General features: G+C 65.9%; 14 protein-coding genes. 6 read left to right on the top strand and 8 right to left on the bottom strand.

Annotation, left to right across the window (positions count from 1 at the left end):
* The first annotated feature begins 3 nt into the window (after positions 1-3).
* Positions 4-333: a hypothetical protein gene (locus ACP156_RS19300; protein ID WP_425053009.1), complete on the top strand. Its 330-nt coding sequence runs from the start codon at positions 4-6 to the stop codon at positions 331-333.
* A gap of 44 nt (positions 334-377) precedes the next feature.
* Here ACP156_RS19300 and ACP156_RS19295 read toward each other — a convergent pair whose 3' ends face one another.
* The 6 genes from ACP156_RS19295 to ACP156_RS19270 all read right to left on the bottom strand — a co-directional run bounded on the left by ACP156_RS19295 (position 378) and on the right by ACP156_RS19270 (position 7396).
* A complete protein-coding gene (locus tag ACP156_RS19295; RefSeq protein ID WP_425053008.1) occupies positions 378-1109 on the bottom strand; it encodes an SDR family oxidoreductase in 732 nt (243 codons plus the stop codon).
* Positions 1106-2635, bottom strand: coding sequence for an ATP-dependent DNA helicase (locus tag ACP156_RS19290; protein ID WP_425053007.1), 1530 nt, complete (start codon positions 2633-2635; stop codon positions 1106-1108). The genes ACP156_RS19295 and ACP156_RS19290 overlap by 4 nt, the downstream gene beginning before the upstream one ends.
* A gap of 147 nt (positions 2636-2782) precedes the next feature.
* The gene (locus ACP156_RS19285; protein ID WP_425053006.1) at positions 2783-3415 is read right to left on the bottom strand and encodes an acyl-homoserine-lactone synthase; all 633 of its coding nucleotides are present in this window, start codon (positions 3413-3415) and stop codon (positions 2783-2785) included.
* 86 nt (positions 3416-3501) lie between these two features.
* Positions 3502-4215 carry a helix-turn-helix transcriptional regulator gene (locus ACP156_RS19280; protein WP_425053005.1) on the bottom strand — a complete coding sequence of 238 codons (714 nt, stop codon included), beginning with the start codon at positions 4213-4215 and terminating at the stop codon, positions 3502-3504.
* 381 nt (positions 4216-4596) lie between these two features.
* Entirely contained in the window at positions 4597-5889 is a 1293-nt protein-coding gene (gene ccrA, locus ACP156_RS19275) for a crotonyl-CoA carboxylase/reductase (protein ID WP_425053004.1), read from the bottom strand.
* Between the two features lie 109 nt (positions 5890-5998).
* Complete coding sequence (locus ACP156_RS19270) at positions 5999-7396, bottom strand: 1-acyl-sn-glycerol-3-phosphate acyltransferase (RefSeq protein WP_425053003.1); 1398 nt, start codon at positions 7394-7396, stop codon at positions 5999-6001.
* A 120-nt stretch (positions 7397-7516) separates the two neighbouring features.
* Between ACP156_RS19270 and ACP156_RS19265 the strand changes: the two genes are divergently transcribed.
* A complete protein-coding gene (locus ACP156_RS19265) occupies positions 7517-8017 on the top strand; it encodes a bacterioferritin (protein WP_425053002.1) in 501 nt (166 codons plus the stop codon).
* A gap of 222 nt (positions 8018-8239) precedes the next feature.
* Entirely contained in the window at positions 8240-10204 is a 1965-nt protein-coding gene (locus ACP156_RS19260; RefSeq protein WP_425053001.1) for a methylmalonyl-CoA mutase family protein, read from the top strand.
* Between the two features lie 81 nt (positions 10205-10285).
* Here the strand turns inward: ACP156_RS19260 and ACP156_RS19255 are convergent, their stop codons facing one another.
* Both ACP156_RS19255 and ACP156_RS19250 read right to left on the bottom strand, forming a co-directional pair.
* A complete protein-coding gene (locus ACP156_RS19255) occupies positions 10286-11347 on the bottom strand; it encodes a Hint domain-containing protein (RefSeq protein WP_425053000.1) in 1062 nt (353 codons plus the stop codon).
* A 31-nt stretch (positions 11348-11378) separates the two neighbouring features.
* Positions 11379-12971 (bottom strand): Hint domain-containing protein, encoded by a 1593-nt coding sequence (locus ACP156_RS19250; RefSeq protein WP_425052999.1) that lies wholly within the window; start codon positions 12969-12971, stop codon positions 11379-11381.
* Between the two features lie 306 nt (positions 12972-13277).
* Here ACP156_RS19250 and dapE point away from each other — a divergent pair, with 306 nt between their 5' ends.
* From dapE to rnr, 3 genes are read left to right on the top strand one after another with little or no spacing between them, the layout of a single operon-like run.
* Positions 13278-14429, top strand: a complete 1152-nt coding sequence (gene dapE / locus ACP156_RS19245) for a succinyl-diaminopimelate desuccinylase (protein ID WP_425052998.1) — start codon at positions 13278-13280, stop codon at positions 14427-14429.
* 38 nt (positions 14430-14467) lie between these two features.
* Positions 14468-15019 carry a TIGR04282 family arsenosugar biosynthesis glycosyltransferase gene (locus tag ACP156_RS19240; RefSeq protein ID WP_425053271.1) on the top strand — a complete coding sequence of 184 codons (552 nt, stop codon included), beginning with the start codon at positions 14468-14470 and terminating at the stop codon, positions 15017-15019.
* 45 nt (positions 15020-15064) lie between these two features.
* Positions 15065-17326: a ribonuclease R gene (gene rnr, locus ACP156_RS19235; RefSeq protein WP_425052997.1), complete on the top strand. Its 2262-nt coding sequence runs from the start codon at positions 15065-15067 to the stop codon at positions 17324-17326.
* The last annotated feature ends 57 nt before the right edge of the window (positions 17327-17383 follow it).

Raw genomic sequence — 17383 nt, 5'->3', positions numbered from 1 at the left:
TGAATGAACCGCACCGAATTCATCGCTCTTACGGCCGTCATCCTGTTCGTGGCCTTCGTGCTGGGCTGGTTCGCGCACTGGCTGATCCACCGCTTCGTGCGGGTGAAGGGCTCGGAGATGGGTGAACTCGACAAGCTTGCCCAGCAGCTTCACGAGGCCGAGGAACAGCGGGATCAGGCGGTGGCCTACTACCAGCAGCGCGAGCAGGAGCTCACGAACACGCTGCACCAGACCGAGGCGGAACTGTCTGCCGCGATGGACGGCCTGCGCGACGCCCGCACCGAGGCCGAGGAACTGCGGTCGCAGATCGAGAAATCGGGCCAGACAAGCTGATCGCCCGGCGCGATTGGGGCCGGACGATCAGGAAGCGGGTCGCGTCAGCCGCGCCCGATGAAGGGCATTTCGCGCGCCATGACGGTCATGAACTGCACGTTGGCCTCTAGGTCGCGCGTTGCCATGAACCACAGCGCCTCGGTCACGTTGGACACATCCATCGACGCATCGGGCTTGGTCCCCGCCGCCCGGGCGCGTTCGTGCTGTGCCGCCACCATCGGGGTCCGCGCGTTGCCGATGTCGATCTGCCCGCAACCAATGTCGAGGTCACGACCGTCGAGGCTAAGCGCCTTGGTCATGCCGGTGATCGCGTGCTTGGTGGTGGTGTAGCAGACCGAGTTCGGGCGCGGCACATGGGCCGAGATCGAGCCGTTGTTGATGATCCGTCCGCCGCGCGGGTCCTGCTTGCGCATCTGGCCGAACGCGGCGCGGGCGCACAGGAACATGCCGTGAAGGTTCACGTTCACCACGTTGTTCCAGACATCCAGCGGCACGTCGTCGATCAGTTCCGCGACCCCGAACATGCCCGCGTTGTTGAACAGCACATCCAGCCGCCCGGCCTTGTCGACGAAGGTGGCGAACGCCTTTTCGACCGCCTCCGGGTCGCCGACGTCAGCGGGCAGCGGCACGATCAGATCGTTCTTCGCCGCCATTTCCTCTAGCGGTTCGGCGCGGCGCGCCAGCGCGCCGACGGTCCAGCCCTTGTCGGCGAAGAATTCCGCCGTTGCCTGTCCGATGCCGGAACTCGCGCCGGTGATCAGGATCGTTCCCGTCATGTCTCTTCCTCCCTTTCCAGTTCAAGCGCCGCCGCGGGCGCCCTGAGATCCTCGGTCGACAGCGGCTCGGTCGGCCGTGCCAGCCGATAGCGTGTGACCCAGTACAACCGTTCTTGCGCGCGGGTGATCGCGACATAGGCCAGCCGCTTCCACAGCGGGATGCCGGCCTCGATCCGCCCCGCCTGCGCTGCGGCCCAGAGATCGGGTGCAAAGACCTGCACCTCGGGCCACTGGCTGCCCTGCGCCTTGTGGATCGTCACCGCCGCCCCGTGCAGGAACGCCGCGCCCATTCGTGCGGCCGAAGGGATGAACGGCTCTTCCTCGTCCGGCATTTCGATCTTGATGATCGAGGCGGCAGAGATCTGCGGATCCTCCGCGCCCATGACGTGCAGTCGGGAAAAGCCCGGCTTGCGCCCCGGCCCAAGGAACACAACCTGCGCGCCCTTGATCAGGCCGCGCGCTTCGAGGTCGATGCGTTTCTTGCGGTGCTTCAGCGGCAGTTCGATCCCGTCGCAGATCAGCGGCTCGCCCGGCAGCAGGGCATCGCCCGGCGCGTCGTAGGCTGCGCGAAACGCGGTGATCAGCCGGACGCGTGTCTTGTTGCGCCAGACCAGCACCGGCGAGCGCGCCATAAGGCTGGATTCGACGCGCGGCGTGACCACGACGCGGTCGTCCTTCCGCGCGGCGTCTTCGACCATCCGCTCGAAATCCTGAAAGCCAAGGCTGTCGTCCGCAAGCGCATGGGCAAGGTCGAGGATCGGGTTGCCCTCGGCCTGCCGGTGGATGCGGCTGAGTTCCAGCCGGCGTTTGCCCTCGAAGCGGTCGAACACCATCTCGCCCGACTGACCCACCGGAGCAAGCTGCGCCGGGTCGCCGAACAGCAGAAGCGTCGGGAAGATCTCTTTCAGGTCGTCATACAGCCGGTCGTCCAACATCGAGGCTTCGTCGACGAAGCCCACGTCCAGCGGATCGTCGCGCCGCTTCCAGCCACGGATGAAGTCCGAGCCGCGCAGCCCCGCCGCCGCCAGTGCGCCGGGGATCGACTTGTTGGTCTCGAAAAACGCCCGCGCCCGGTCCAGCGCGATGTCGGTCAGCCCCTCGATCACCGGCCGGTCGCCGGACCCTGCCAGCCACTCGGCGATCTTCTCGTACTCGGGGTCGTAGACCGGGGTGTAAAGGATGCGGTGGATCGTCGTCGCCGGAACGCCGCGATTGCGCAGAACGCTTGCCGCCTTGTTCGTCGGCGCAAGGATCGCCAGCGTCCGCCGGTCCTTGCGGCGCTTGCCTTCCCAGTCGCCGGAAACGATCTCGACGCCCGCTTCCTGCAAGGCGTCGGTCAGTTGCGCCAGCAACATGGTCTTGCCGGAGCCGGCCTTGCCGATCACCGCCGCGATGCTTTCGCGACCTTCGGCCATCGGCGTGAGTGTTCCCTCCACGAGATCCACACCCGCGCCCCGAAGCATTTCGGTGACGCTGTCGAAGGCCTCGGCCTGATCGTCGGAGAACTGAACTGCGGGCAGCGCCATGCGCAGACCCTATGCCAACCCGCGGGGGGAGGGAATCGGATTTCGCTGCCTCGGCGGGAAAGAGTTTTCCGCCTCCGGCGGGGATATTTCCGGACCAAAGAAGCGGGCGCCGCGATGATCCGGATGCCGTGTCGAGGAGGGGTCGGTTCAGCCGGTCGCCGCCAGTGGAGCCGTCTTCAAACCGAACGACTGATCGAACCAGGCCTGGCTGAACGCGGCGGAAATTCCGGCCTTTTCCAGCAGAACCTGCCGCACGTCGCGGGTGCAGGCCCAAAGCCCGACGCTGATCGCGCCGCGCCCGGCGCCTTCGGACCCGAGGACGGTGGGTTCCCAGCCAAGCCGCCGGTAGACCCGGATCATGCGCGCGTCGAACACGCCGACAAGATCGGTCAGGTGAAAGTTCAGCCCCACCTCCAGCGCCGCCAGCATCAGAGCGGACGAGATGCGCGGCTCGGCGTCGGGCGCAAGGCAGAAGCGGGTGCATTCCCAGATCAGCGGCGTCCGTATCTCGGCGCCGGACAGGTGGCGGAAGTGGTCGTTGACCATCGTTTCGGCCACCGTCGGAAGAAACCGCATCGACCCGCCATGGCTGCCGTCTGGCCGCTCCCAGATCGCGTAGATCGGGTTCATCGCGTCGTACCCGTCGCGCTCCTGCCCGTCGGAACCGACCTCGACCGACCAGCCCAGCCGGTCGCGGAATTGCGTCGCGCGATCCTTGAACATGCTGTCGCGCAGCAGGGGGAAACGGGACAGGTCCTCGCCATAGATGTAACGGAGCATGGATTGCCTCTGAGCAGGAAAACTGCCCGTCAGGCTGCTTTTGCGCCGTTAACCCCTCGCTAACCGAGGGTGCGCATGTCGGAGGATCAGATCACCAGCAGTCCCATCGACAGCGCCTTGGCGACCGCGTGGATCGTGTTCGACGCGCCCAGCTTGAAGCGGGCGCTTTCGACGTAGACCCGCAGCGTGTGTTCGCTGATCCCCAGCTGTTCGGCGGCCTGCGCGCGGCTTTGACCCATGGCCAGAAGGGTGCAGACGTCGATCTCGCGCGGGCTGAGGTTTTGCACCTTCGTCTCGTCCGAGCCGCGTTCCAGCTCCAGCGCTTTCTGGTTCACGTAATGCGCCGCAAGGATCAGGTCGCGGGTGTGTTCGGCGGTATAGCGTTCCCACTCTGCATCCCGGCGCGCGTCGGAAATGGTAAACAGGGCGAACTGCCCAGAGGGCCCTCGAATCGGGACGGAAAAGCCGTGGGTCCCCACCCCGGCGGCCCGCGCTTCGCCCATGAAGTCGCGCGCGGGTTTGCCGGACCAGTCCAGTTGCCGCCAGTCGACCGGATGGAAGCGGCGGAAGCAGCCCTGCACGACAGGATCGATACGGGCGTAGTCCTCGCCGAAATACTGATGCGACCAGTCGGTCGAATAGGTGGTGGAGGCGTATTGGTGGCCGGTGCTGTTTACCGAATGATATGTGACGTGTTCGATGTCGAAGGTGTCACGCAATCCCTTCAGGTGCCGCTGCAACTCGTCGAAGTCGCGGGTGCCCTGCAGGCGATCAATAAACGAGTCCAGCCGTCCTTTCATGATGCGCCGGCTTCTCCGGCTGCCTCCCCTGCGACGACGCAAGCTCTACGGCGGCAACGAGCGTTGCATCGCTCAGCTGTTCGGCCGTTTTCGAGAGCCCGTTCTTGTCGGCAAAGGCCCTCAGGTCCGCGAGTACGTCGAGTATCCAGTCATTTGCCACAGCAAACTCTCCACAGGAAAGGTTAACGGAAGCTTAAGAAGAAGCCTGAGACTGAGCATACATGGCTTAGCATAGGTCCATCCATTCGCGTTTTGGTACTCCCCGAAAATGGGGAGGAGGCGGGCCGCAAGTCCTTGAACCGCCGCGATGCGGGAACCGAAAAGACAAACGCCGGCGGAACTCGGGGTTCCGCCGGCGCTTTGGTCAGAGTGGCGCGGGACCTAGCTCGGGGTGCCGGCGTCCAGCACATCCTCCAGCGTCCGCAGACCCGTCGTCGGGGCCTGCACCAGAACCGCCATATTGCCGGGCAGGTGCTGGTTGCGCCGCATCTTGGTGTGGGCGGCCGGGATCTCCGCCCACGGGAAGACTTCGGACATGCACGGGTCGATGCGCCGCTCGACCATCAGCTTGTTCGCCGCCGCGGCCTGCTTGAGATGCGCGAAGTGCGAACCCTGAATGCGCTTCTGGTGCATCCAGATGTAACGGGCGTCCATCGTCAGGTTATAGCCGGTGGTGCCGGCGCAGATGACGACCATGCCGCCTTTCTTCACGACGAAGGTCGAGACGGGGAAGGTCGCCTGTCCGGGATGTTCGAACACCATGTCGACGTTCACACCCTTGCCGGTGATGTCCCAGATCGCCTTGCCGAACTTGCGGACTTCGCCGAACCAGCGCTTGTACTCTTCGGTGTTCACCTCGGGCAGTTGGCCCCAGCAGTCGAAATCGTTGCGGTTGATGACCCCTTTGGCCCCCAGCCCCATGACGAACTCGCGCTTGTCCTCGTCCGAGATGACGCCGATCGCGTTCGCGCCGGCCGTGTTGATCAGCTGGATCGCGAAGCTGCCAAGACCGCCCGACGCGCCCCAGACCAGAACGTTCTGGCCCGGCTTAAGCTCGTGCGGGTGGTGGCCGAACAGCATCCGGTAGGCCGTGGCCAGCGTCAGCGTATAGCAGGCGCTTTCCTCCCAGGTCAGGTGCTTCGGACGCGGCATCAGCTGCTGCGCCTGAACCCGGGTGAACTGGGCAAAGCTGCCGTCCGGCGTCTCGTAGCCCCAGATCCGCTGCGACGCAGAGAACATCGGATCGCCGCCGTTGCACTCTTCATCGTCGCCGTCGTCCTGGTTGCAGTGGATGACGACCTCGTCCCCGACCTTCCAGCGCTTCACCTTGTCGCCGACGGCCCAGACGATGCCCGAGGCATCCGAGCCCGCGATATGATACTCGGCGCCGTGAACGTCGAAGGGCGAAATCGGAATGCCCAGCCCGGCCCAGACGCCGTTGTAGTTGACGCCGGCGGCCATCACCAGAACCAGCACCTCGTGGCTGTCGAGCGTGGGTGTATCCACCACCTCGACCTGCATCGACTGTTCGGGTTCGCCATGCCGCTCGCGGCGGATTGCCCACGCATACATCTGCTTGGGCACGTGGCCCATCGGGGGCATCTCGCCGACCTCGTAGAGGTCTTTCTGCGGCGCGTCGTATCCGGCTGGGGCCGGGGTGCTGTCCAGGGCCATCGTCGGGTCTCCTTGCCGATCCATGCGGCAGCGCAGAATCGCGCTGCCTCCCTATCGGATAGAGGCGAGAAAGTAACTTTGCAATCCCTGAATGCTATATTTTGTAATTTTATGTCTCAGAGGATTCCGCGTGGGAGGAGGCCAAAACATCGCTCCGGTCGAAAACGCAGGCCACCGAATTGGCGTAATAGTCTAGAAGTGCTGTGTTTTCCGCGACAGAAAGCACGAATTCCCCGGACTCTCGCAGGATGCGGCGCGAACAAAGGCCGGCAAGGCCGGTCGAAACCACCGCATCGGCGTCGCGGTCCATCAACGGGTTCGGAAGCTGCGCCAGCAGCATGGCCGTCTGCGACGTCAGATCCTTCCGGCTGATCGTGCCGCCCGCGCGGGACACGACATAGGCGACAAGCGGGACGCACAGCACCGGAAGCACCGCGCGCACGCGGGCGCGCAGCTCGCGGCCCACCGCGTCCACGCGCGCGCCGGGGTGCGCCTGCATGTAGCGCCGCATCGACATCGGCGCGCCGAACCGGACGCCGACCTGCCCGAACCGCACAGCGCGCCCGCGCCAGCGACGCCACGCATAGCGGATGGGGAACCACAAAGACTGCGCGATAGAGGCCCGGAACCGCCGCTGTCCCAGCGCCGCCGCCTCGGTCAGCACGCGGTCCTCGATCACGCGGTCATAGTTCAGCGCCACCGGCACGAAGACCACGTCGCGCCCCTGTTCCGGGTCGAAATCCGCCAGCACGTAACTCAAGAGGCCCAGCTTCGGCGGCCCGATCCGGCCATCCAACGACAGCCCGCCCTCGGGAAAGAACGCCTGCGTCACGCCTGCCTCGGTCGCCATCTGGACGTAGCGCGCCAGCACCCGCCGATACAGCGCGTTGCGCGACTTGCGACGGATGAAGTAGGCGCCCATCGACTTGATCAGCCACGATAGCGGCCAGACCCGTGCCCATTCGCCCACCGCATAGGACAGGGCAGAGTTCTCGGCGACGAGGTAGGTGATCAGCACATAGTCCATGTTGGACCGGTGATTCATCACGAAGATCACCGTCGCGTCCGGATCGACCCGCTCCAGTGCGGCGCGGCTGCGTTTGTCGACGCGCACATCGTACAGCTTGCGGCTCAGCCAACGGGCGGCGCGGGTGGCGAAGCGATAGTAAACAGCCGCCGAGAAGGACGGCACGATCTCGCGCGCATAGCGCCGCGCCCGCTCCATCGCGACGTTCTCGGGAATGCCTTCCTCGGCCGCGTGTTCGGTGACGGCGGCCAGCACCTCGCGGTCGTAGATCAGCCGCTGGATGGTGTCGTGCCGCCGCGCCAGCTTGAACGGCTGGATCGGCCGCTCGAGCCGTTTGTTCAGTTCCGCCACAGCCCGCTCCATCCGCCGCCGGAAGAACCAGCGGACCGAGGGGAACAGGAAGTGGCTGAGAAACGTCACCGCCGCGAACAGCAGGATCAGGATCAGCAGCCACAGCGGGATTTCGACGGATCGGAACATCCCGCCCCTCTACATCGATTCGCGCCCTGCGACATCCTTTCCCGACGACCGCCGGAACGATGGACGGACGCGCGCGTTGTCAGACCGAGTGGAATACAAGAGCAAGAGGGGAACCCCGACATGAAAGGCCAGAAAGTATCGCTGAAGCACCTCCAGCGCGCGCTGACGATGGAGCTTACGACGGTCAACACCTACATCTACCAGGAACGTGCGCTTGACGACTGGGGCATCGACCGCCTCGCCAAGCGGATGCGCGAGGAAATCGACGAAGAGCGTGGCCATGCCAACGCCTTCCTCACGCGGATCCTGTTTCTCGAGGGCAAGGCCGACGTCCATACGCTCGACAAGATCGAACAGCCGAAGAACGTGCGCCACATCTTCGAGACGCAGCAGAAGATGGAACTGGAAGCGCGCGAGTACTACGACAAGGCCGCCCGCGAATGCCAGGAGGCCGGCGACCTCGGCAGCTTCGAACTGTTCATGCGGATCCTGAAGGACGAGGAAGAGCACATCGACTTCGTCGAGGAACAGTTCGACCTGATGGAGCTGATGGGCGACCAGTTGTATATCGCGCGGCAGGTCTCTTCGGTGAGCGAAGAGGAAGAAGAAAGCGTGCCATAGGCGCCTGGCGCCGACGCGCAATCCATGTACAGCGCCCGTTCCGCATCGCCGGGGCGGGCGTTTCTATTCGGCTACGGTGTGCCGAAAGCTGCCCGAGGGATGTGCGCGGTCGGCGTGATTGCCCGGAATTGCCGCATTGCAGCGGATTGACAAGGTGTGATTGTTCCACATATCAACTCTGGAAAGCAATTTTATTGCGTCGTAGATTCGAGTGAGGCCGTGATGACCGAACCGCAGAAAGACCGCCCCTGGCTGTTCCGCACCTATGCGGGGCATTCCACGGCTGTCGCGTCGAACGCGCTGTACCGCGCGAACCTCGAACGCGGGCAGACCGGGCTTTCGGTGGCCTTCGACCTGCCGACGCAGACGGGTTACGACAGTGACCACGTGCTTGCCCGCGGCGAAGTCGGCAAGGTCGGCGTGCCGGTCTCGCATCTGGGAGACATGCGCGCGCTGTTCGACCAGATCCCGCTGGAACGCATGAACACCTCGATGACGATCAACGCCACCGCTCCGTGGCTGCTGGCGCTGCATATCGCCGTGGCGGAGGAGCAGGGCGCGGATATCTCTGCGCTGCAGGGGACGGTGCAGAACGATCTCGTCAAGGAATACCTGAGCCGCGGTACCTATATCTGCCCGCCGAAGCCGAGCCTGCGGATGATCACCGACGTCGCCGCGTGGACACGCGAGCATCTGCCCAAGTGGAACCCGATGAACGTCTGTTCCTATCACCTGCAAGAGGCCGGCGCGACGCCGGAACAGGAACTGGCCTTCGCGCTGGCCACCGCCATCGCGGTTCTCGACGACCTGCAGGGCAAGGTCGCACCCGAGGACTTCCCCGAGATGGTCGGACGTATCTCGTTCTTCGTGAACGCCGGCATCCGCTTCGTGACCGAGATGTGCAAGATGCGCGCCTTCGTCGAGTTGTGGGACGAGATCACCGCCGACCGCTACGGCGTCGAGGACCCGAAATACCGACGCTTCCGTTATGGCGTGCAGGTCAACTCGCTAGGCCTGACCGAGCAGCAGCCGGAGAACAACGTTTACCGCATCCTGCTGGAAATGCTTGCGGTGACCCTGTCGAAGAACGCCCGCGCCCGCGCCGTGCAGCTTCCGGCGTGGAACGAGGCGCTGGGTTTGCCGCGCCCGTGGGACCAGCAGTGGTCGCTGCGGATGCAGCAGATCCTTGCCTTTGAAACGGACCTTCTGGAATACGGCGACCTGTTCGACGGCAACCCCGCCGTGACCGCCAAGGTCGAAGCGCTGAAGGACGGCGCCCGCGCCGAGCTTGCGCAGATCGACGGCATGGGCGGCGCGATGGAAGCCATCGACCACATGAAACGCCAGTTGGTCGAAGCGAACGCCGCCCGCATCGCGCGGATCGAAAGCGGTGAAACCGCCGTGATCGGCGTGAACCGCTACACGACCGCCGAACCCTCGCCGCTGACGGCGGGCGAAGCGATCCTGACCGCCGACCCCAAGGCCGAGGCCGACCAGATCGCCCGTCTCGCCGACTGGCGCGACGCCCGCGACGAGGACGCCGTCCAAGCCGCCCTCGCCGATCTGCGCCGCGCCGCCGCCGAAGGCGCCAACATCATGCCGCCGTCCATCGCCGCCGCAAAGGCGGGCGCGACAACCGGCGAATGGGGAGAGGTCATCCGTCACGCCTTTGGCCATTATCGCGGCCCCACCGGCGTGTCCGCCGCGCCCTCGAACCGGACCGAGGGACTGGACGACATTCGCGCCGCCGTCGACGCCGTCTCGACCCGCCTCGGGCGCCGCCTGAAACTGCTGGTCGCCAAGCCGGGTCTCGACGGCCACTCGAACGGCGCCGAGCAGATCGCCGCCCGCGCCCGCGACTGTGGCATGGAGTTCCGCTACGAAGGCATCCGCCTTACGCCTGCCGAGATCGTCGATGCCGTCGCGGACGAGACGCCGCACGTTCTGGGCCTGTCGATCCTGTCGGGCAGCCACCTGCCGCTGATCGAAGACGTCACCGACCGCCTGCGCGCCGCCGGTCTCGGCCATGTGCCCGTCGTCGTCGGGGGCATCATTCCCGAGGACGACGCCGAGCGCTTGCGCGCAATGGGTGTGGCCCGCGTCTACACGCCGAAGGACTTCGAACTCACCCGCATCATGTTCGACATCGTCGAGCTTGCCGAACCCCGCGAGGTCGCTGCGGAGTAGTCCCGTCGGGGCTTCTTCTCTTCCGAAATACCTCGGGGGAGCGCCGCAGGCGCGGGGGCAGCGCCCCCATCGTCCGGGCCGTCAGGCGCAGAGGTTCGACACCAGCACCATCGCCTCGTAGGGCTTCAGCAACGGGCCGGCGATTTCGGGATGCACCGGCAGGCGATCCGGCGCGACGCCGGCCAGCACCGAACTCGCCAGCCGTGCGGGGCGGCGGGCAAGGCGGCCGATATACAGGCTCTCGGACCATGCGCCGCCGGTGTACAGGCAATCGTGCATGTCCAACACCAGCTGGTGATACCGCACCACCGGCGCGCGGGCGGTCTCGTGCGCGGCGGCAGCCATCGGTTGCAGGTGGCGCGCCTCGACCAGCACGACATCCGTGCCGAACAGGTACTCGGCGTCCGAGCCGTCGATCATCACCCGGTGATGCGGCGCAACGCAAAGGTCGGTGCGCAGCCCAAGGAACGGCGCGCGCAGGCGGACGGGGCGGTACTGTCCCAGTGCCGGGACCTCGCGCGAGACGATGTGGCGAACCGGTTGCAGCCCCCGGCCTGCGGTCACGACAAGATCGCCGGGCCGGATCGTCTCGATCGGGCGGGTGCCTGCGGCGGTCTCGACGAAAGTACCGGCGGCGAAGCCGGGCATGGGGCCGATGGGTTCGACCCGGTTCGAGGCGGCAAGCATCGACACGCGCGGGTCAAGGCGGCGGTCGGCGCCGGTCTCGGCCAACAGGCGAAGGTCGCTCGTGGGCATCGGGTTGGGGCGCGCGACCCGGGTCTGCTGCGCGGCGGCGCTGTCGACGTTCTCGGCGGTCAGCGTGCCGGTCCGGTCCGGGGCGTCCCAGCTGTAGATCAGCCGCAACGTGTCGTTCGCCATCAGGCGCGGCGCGTGAACGCTGGCGGATATCGCGGTCTGTCCCTGCCTGTGCTCAAGCGTGACCTTGCCCTCGGACGACAGCGACACGCGCAGCCTCCTGTGCCAGCCGTCGCTGCGCTCCATCTTCAGCAGGTTCACCGGGTCGTCGCGGTCGCCATGGGTCTGCGCCTCTAGCACCAGCGTCCCTTTCGCCACCAGTTCCGGCGCGGCGTTCGAGGGGCGGCGCAGGCACGAGCGGCCGTCGCTGATCGCCAGCCAGCTCATCGGCGGGGCATCCTGAACAGAGGCGCAGATGTCATGCGGCAAGCTTGCCCGAGGCCAACACGCCTCTGGCCAGCACACGGCCCTCGTATTCCTTCAGGGTCCGCCGCGCCGCCGGGCCATAGCCGTCGCCGGTGCGGGGGTCGAGTTCGGGGAACAGCGTGCAGATCTCGTCAAGGATCTCGGCCTCGAACAGCGCTGTCGTCTGCGGGCCGGGCAGGAAGCTTTCGGTCGGCAGCCCCTCGGAGAAAACCACTTCGTGCGCGTCGAACAGCAGGTGGACGTATTCCACCGTGCCGCCTACGACCTGCCGGACCGAGCGGCCGTTCACAAGGTGCTTGGCGGCGACCAGCACTTCGGGCTCTCCGAACAGGAGTTCCGACAGCACGTCCCGGATCAGGACGCGGTGCTGCGGCGACACCCGCAGCGGTCGGTGATCGCCGAAGGTGTTGGCGTCAATGTGGATCGGGGCGAAATCGCCCGCGGCCTCTGTCACGCGACGGCCGATCCAGCGCAGCGGTTGCGGGCCGTTGTCCTGTGTCTCGACCAGATCGCCGACGCGCAGACGTTCGACCGGGACCTCGCCATTTGGAGTGCGGATCATGGTGCCGGTGACAAAGCAGGGCACCGTCGACACGGTGACGAAACCGGTGTCGGTGTGGCCCAGCCCGTCCTCGACGGAGTAGGTGAAGTTCGCGACCTCTTCGTCCGAATCCACGGAGATGGTGAAGGTCCCGTCCGCGTTCAGCGTCACTTCCTGCCCATTCGGCAGCGTCACCGTATCGCCGGCCGAGACCGCGACGTTGTTGATGTGGGTGACCGTGATCACCCCGCCGGTCGAGGAATAGTCGTTGCTCAGCACGTCCAGCGTTTTCGCCTCGCCGGGATCGATGCGGACCGAGTCCTCGTTGGCGATCAGCACCGTCTGCACGCTGTCGCCCGCGATCAGGATGTTCGAGTCGTAGCTCGAGTCCATCACGTCCGCGATGCCGATGCGGATCGTGTTCACCTCTCCCGGCACCACCTGCATCGTCAGGGTCATGGTGACGGTGAAGCCGTCCATCTCGGTGTTGAAGTCGTCCGAGGTGTTGTTGTTGTAGAGGTTGATGTTGTTGGTGTGGTTGACGTTGCCGACGCTGGTGTTGCCGTTGCCGACTTCAAGCGAGGCCGGTGCGCCGTTGATCCAGACCCCCACCGCGTCGTTGTAGATCGAGCCGGTGTATTCCGGATATTCCTCGGACGAGAAGACGAACTGCATCGTCAGCGTATCGCCGGTCGGGATGAAATCGACGGTCAGGAACGAAGCGTCGTAGGTGTTCGAGCCCACGAGGTCATTGAAGTCGCTGTCGTTGTTGATGCCGCTGGTGTTGGTCGACTGGTTCGTGTCCTGGTTCGCCTGGCCGTTCCGGTTGGTGAACTGGTCGGCCCGGCCGGTGGACAGGATCACCCCGGTGTCGCCCGGCGTCACGTCGCCGGCAACGCTGTCGCCGTTGGAGTAGATGCCCGACGACCGGCTGTCGCCGCTGTAAGACGCATCGACGACGGTCACCCCGTCGCCGAAGATGGCATCGGCCATTTCATTCGCGGACGCACCCGTGTCCACTGGCAAACGCGTTGCGTTGACCATGGTGTCTCGTCTCCTGCCTCGTGAGGTCAGGCGACGAAACGGCCAATCCGGAACGCTATACCCCTCGGAAAGCGCGCCGTTTGCGATTGTGTGTTCGTCTGCTCGCGGCCGTCTTTGTGCGGCCTGCCTGCCTCTTGTTTGAGGGTAGTGTGCTGGATAAGGGGGCGTATTGCCTAGATAATTCGATGCAGAGCAGTTTTCTGAAGCATGATTGTTTCGGAATCGCCACAAGTTACGCAACTATCGCGTGTGATTGCAGAGCGCGCAGAGCGGGGCTAGCAAGGCGGTGCAACAAGGAGCCTGCCGATGTCCCAGTCCGTCGATCCCGTCGACCTGACCGCCCGCCTGATCCGCTGTCCCTCGGTGACGCCCGAGGAGGGCGGCGCGCTGGTTTTGCTGGAGGAATTGCTGTCCGGGGCCGGGTTCACCTGCACCCGTGTCGACCGGGGCGGCGTCTCGAACCTGTTTGCCCGCTGGGGCGCCAAGGGCAACGTGAAGACCTTCGGTTTCAACGGTCATACCGACGTTGTTCCGGTGGGCGATGCCGGTGCGTGGACGCGCGATCCGTTCGGCGGCGCAATCGAGGACGGAATCCTGTGGGGGCGGGGCGCCACGGACATGAAATCCGGCGTCGCCGCTTTTGCGGCGGCAGCGGTGGATTTCGTACGTGAGACGCCACCGGAGAACGGCGCTGTCGTGCTGGCGATCACCGGCGACGAGGAAGGCGACGCCGTCGACGGCACCACCGCGCTGCTGGACTGGATGGCAGAGCAGGGCGAACGCATGTCGGCCTGCCTTGTCGGAGAGCCGACCTGTCCCGAGACGATGGGCGAGATGATGAAGATCGGGCGGCGCGGGTCAATGAATGCGCGGTTCGTGGCGCAGGGGGTGCAGGGGCATTCGGCCTATCCGCACCGCGCCAAGAACCCGGTTCACGCGATGGCGCGCCTCTGCGACCGCCTGGCCAGCCATGTGCTGGACGAAGGCACCGACCACTTCGATGCCTCGACGCTGGCGGTGACCTCGATCGACACGGGCAACCCGGCCTCTAACGTGATCCCGTCCAGTTGCAGCGCGATGGTCAACATCCGGTTCAACGACACCCACAGCGGCGCGGGTCTGACCGACTGGCTGAGCGCGATGGCGGATCAGGTCGCGACCGAGACCGGCGTGTCCTTCGAGATGTCGGTGAAGATCTCGGGCGAAAGCTTCCTGACCCCGCCGGGCGAATTGTCGGACCTGATCGGCAAGGTCGTCGAGGCGGAAACCGGCGTAGCGCCGGAACTGTCGACTTCGGGCGGCACTTCGGATGCGCGGTTCGTGAAGAACCACTGCCCGGTGGTGGAATTCGGGCTGGTCGGCAAGACGATGCACAAGGTGGATGAACAAGTGCCGGTCGAGCAGATCGAGCAGCTGAAACGGATTTACCGGAAGATCCTCGAGGGCTACTTCGCTTGACGCCTGTCCCGCCGCGGTCGGGGCCCACGCTGGTCGTCATGCTGAAGGACCCAAGGCCGGGCCGCGTGAAGACACGGCTGGGCCGCGAGATCGGCATGGTGCCCGCCGCGTGGTGGGTGCGCCACCAATCCGCCCGGCTGCTGCGAGGGCTGGACGATCCGCGCTGGCGGCTGGTCCTCGCCGTTGCGCCGGATACGGCGCTGACAAGCCGCGCGTGGCCCCCGCACCTGCGGCGCGTTGCGCAGGGCCACGGCGATCTCGGGGTCCGGATGGGGCGCCTTCTGCGCACCGCGCGGGCCGGGCCGGTTCTGCTTGTCGGAGGCGACATTCCCGACCTTACCGAAAAGCACATCGCGCGCGCATTCACGGCGCTTGGCGGCCATGACGCGGTGTTCGGCCCGGCGACCGACGGCGGGTTCTGGCTGGTCGGGCTGAAACACCCCGGCGCGGCCCCGGCGACTTTGTTCAAAGGCGTCCGCTGGTCCACGCGCCACGCCCTTGCCGACAGCCTTGCAACGCTGCCGGACCGGCGGATCGCGCTGGCCGATACCTTGTCCGACGTGGACACGGCGGCGGACCTCCGGCGCTAGCCTTTCCGAATGACGTTGCCCTGCGTCCGTGCTACCGCTGACGCCATGAGCAGCCTTCCTACAAAGCAGCAGATCCTCGACTGGATCTCGGAGAACCCGACCCAGACCGCGAAGCGCGACATCGCCCGCGCCTTCGGGATCAAGGGCCAGTCCCGCATCGACCTGAAGCGGATGCTGAAAGAGCTGGAGGCCGAAGGGCATCTTGAAAAGCGGCGCAAGACCTACCGCGACCCGGACAAGCTGCCGCCCGTCTCGGTGCTGGAGGTGCTGCCGCCCGACGCCGATGGCGACCTCTTCGCGAAGCCGCTGGAATGGCAGGGCGAGGGACCACAGCCGAAGGTGTTGGTCATCCCCCGGTCCTCCGATCCGGCAATGGGCGGCGGCGACCGGATCCTTGGCCGACTGACCGAGGTGAACGAGGACAGCCACGCCTATGAAGCGCGGCTGATCCGCAAGATCGGCACCAATCCGCGACGCATTCTCGGGATCTTCCGCAAGGGGGCCGAGGGTGGCCGCATCATCCCGATCGACAAGGGTGTCGACAAGGAATGGCGTGTCGGCCCCGGCGCGACCCATGGCGCGAAAGACGGCGAACTGGTCGAGGCCGAAGGCGCCGGTCCGAAGGCCCGCATGGGACTGCCGCAGGCGCGCATCGTCTCGCGTCTGGGGGACCCGACCGAACCGCGCGCGGTGTCGCTGATCGCGATCCACCAACACGGCATCCCCGACGATTTCCCCGACGAGGTGATGGCCGAGGCCGACCGGGTGAAACCCGCGGGTCTGGGCAAGCGCGAGGACCTGCGCGAGCTGCCGCTGGTCACCATCGACCCCGCCGACGCCCGCGATCACGACGACGCCTGCTATGCCCGCCCCGACGACGATCCGAAGAACCCCGGCGGGTTCCGCGTCTGGGTCGCCATCGCCGACGTCGCGGCCTACGTCACGCCGGGGTCGGCGCTGGACCGCGAGGCGCGCAAGCGCGGCAACTCGACCTATTTCCCGGACCGGGTCGTGCCGATGCTGCCCGACCGGCTGTCCGGCGACCTGTGTTCGCTGCACGAGGGCGTGCCCCGCGCCTGTATCGCCGTCGAGATGACGCTGAACGCGGAAGGCGACAAGATCCGTCACCGCTTTACCCGTGGCCTGATGAAATCCGTCGCCTCGCTGAACTATCGCGAGGTGCAGGAAGCGCAGGACGGCAGCCCGAACGACAAATGCGCGCCGCTGATGGACGACATCATCCATCCGCTGTTTGCCGCTTACAACTGCGCCCGGCAGGCCCGCGCGCGGCGCCAGCCGCTGGACCTTGACCTGCCGGAACGCCGGATCGAGCTGTCCGAGGATGGCAAGGTCGCCTCGGTCGCGTTCAAGGATCGGCTGGATGCGCACAAGCTGATCGAAGAATTCATGATCCTCGCCAACGTGGCGGCGGCGGAAGAGCTGTTCGCCCGCAAGCGGCCGCTTCTGTACCGGGTACACGAGGAACCGGACCCGACGCGGCTGGACGCCCTGCGCGAGGTGGCGCAGGCCTCGGGCTTCAATCTTGCCAAGGGGCAGGTGCTGCACACGCGCCACCTGAACTCGCTGCTGGGGCAGGCCGAAGGCACCGAGTTCGACGAGTTGATCAACATGTCGACGCTGCGGTCGATGCAGCAGGCCTATTACTTCCCCGAGAACTTCGGCCACTTCGGGCTGGCGCTGAAATCCTACGCCCACTTCACCTCGCCGATCCGCCGCTATGCCGACCTGCTGGTGCACCGGGCCCTGATCTCTGGTCACGGCTGGGGAAAGGACGGTCTCAGCGAGCAGGATATCGAGACGCTGGAAGCGACCGCCCAGCATATCAGCGACACCGAGCGCCGATCGATGGCCGCCGAACGCGACACCAACGACCGCTATCTTGCCGCCTACCTTGCCGACCGCGTCGGCAACGAGTTCGCCGGCCGGATCTCGGGCATCCAGCGGTTCGGCGCCTTCGTGCGGCTGGACGAGACCGGCGCCGACGGTCTGATCCCGGTGCGCACCATGGGGCGCGAGTTCTTCCACTATGACGGCCAGTCGCAGACGCTGATGGGCTCGGACACCGGGCTGGTGATCAGCGTCGGCGACGAGGTGACCGTTCGCCTGACCGAGGCCGAGCCGGTGACCGGCGGGCTGATGCTGGAACTGCTGGAACTGCGCGGCAAGGCGATGCCCAAGGGGCCGTCGCGAGGCGGCAAATCCGCAGGGCCGCGCCGGTCCAAGGCAGTGAAATCGGGGTTCAGAAAAGAAAAGGCCGCGCGCAAGGTAAAGCGGACAAGGCGCTAGCGGCCTCCCGCTCATGGTGTGGCGCTTGGTTCCGTTTCATCAACCCTTTGGGTAGTA

Source organism: Psychromarinibacter sp. S121 (genome assembly GCF_049801035.1).
In the GTDB taxonomy this organism is placed as follows: Bacteria; Pseudomonadota; Alphaproteobacteria; order Rhodobacterales; family Rhodobacteraceae; genus Psychromarinibacter.
Note: the sequence above shows the minus strand (reverse complement) of the source record. Positions and strands in the feature narration are given on the sequence as shown.

Excerpts from the sequence above, each read along its gene's own strand:
- ACP156_RS19255 (WP_425053000.1), bottom strand. The coding sequence starts at position 11,347 with ATGAGCTGGCTGGCGATCAGCGACGGCCGCTCGTGCCTGCGCCGCCCC.
- ACP156_RS19240 (WP_425053271.1), top strand. The coding sequence starts at position 14,468 with ATGCTGAAGGACCCAAGGCCGGGCCGCGTGAAGACACGGCTGGGCCGC.
- ACP156_RS19270 (WP_425053003.1), bottom strand. The coding sequence starts at position 7,396 with ATGTTCCGATCCGTCGAAATCCCGCTGTGGCTGCTGATCCTGATCCTG.
- ACP156_RS19300 (WP_425053009.1), top strand. The coding sequence starts at position 4 with ATGAACCGCACCGAATTCATCGCTCTTACGGCCGTCATCCTGTTCGTG.
- ACP156_RS19250 (WP_425052999.1), bottom strand. The coding sequence starts at position 12,971 with ATGGTCAACGCAACGCGTTTGCCAGTGGACACGGGTGCGTCCGCGAAT.
- ACP156_RS19260 (WP_425053001.1), top strand. The coding sequence starts at position 8,240 with ATGACCGAACCGCAGAAAGACCGCCCCTGGCTGTTCCGCACCTATGCG.
- ACP156_RS19280 (WP_425053005.1), bottom strand. The coding sequence starts at position 4,215 with ATGAAAGGACGGCTGGACTCGTTTATTGATCGCCTGCAGGGCACCCGC.
- ACP156_RS19295 (WP_425053008.1), bottom strand. The coding sequence starts at position 1,109 with ATGACGGGAACGATCCTGATCACCGGCGCGAGTTCCGGCATCGGACAG.
- ACP156_RS19290 (WP_425053007.1), bottom strand. The coding sequence starts at position 2,635 with ATGGCGCTGCCCGCAGTTCAGTTCTCCGACGATCAGGCCGAGGCCTTC.
- ACP156_RS19265 (WP_425053002.1), top strand. The coding sequence starts at position 7,517 with ATGAAAGGCCAGAAAGTATCGCTGAAGCACCTCCAGCGCGCGCTGACG.
- ccrA (WP_425053004.1), bottom strand. The coding sequence starts at position 5,889 with ATGGCCCTGGACAGCACCCCGGCCCCAGCCGGATACGACGCGCCGCAG.
- dapE (WP_425052998.1), top strand. The coding sequence starts at position 13,278 with ATGTCCCAGTCCGTCGATCCCGTCGACCTGACCGCCCGCCTGATCCGC.
- rnr (WP_425052997.1), top strand. The coding sequence starts at position 15,065 with ATGAGCAGCCTTCCTACAAAGCAGCAGATCCTCGACTGGATCTCGGAG.
- ACP156_RS19285 (WP_425053006.1), bottom strand. The coding sequence starts at position 3,415 with ATGCTCCGTTACATCTATGGCGAGGACCTGTCCCGTTTCCCCCTGCTG.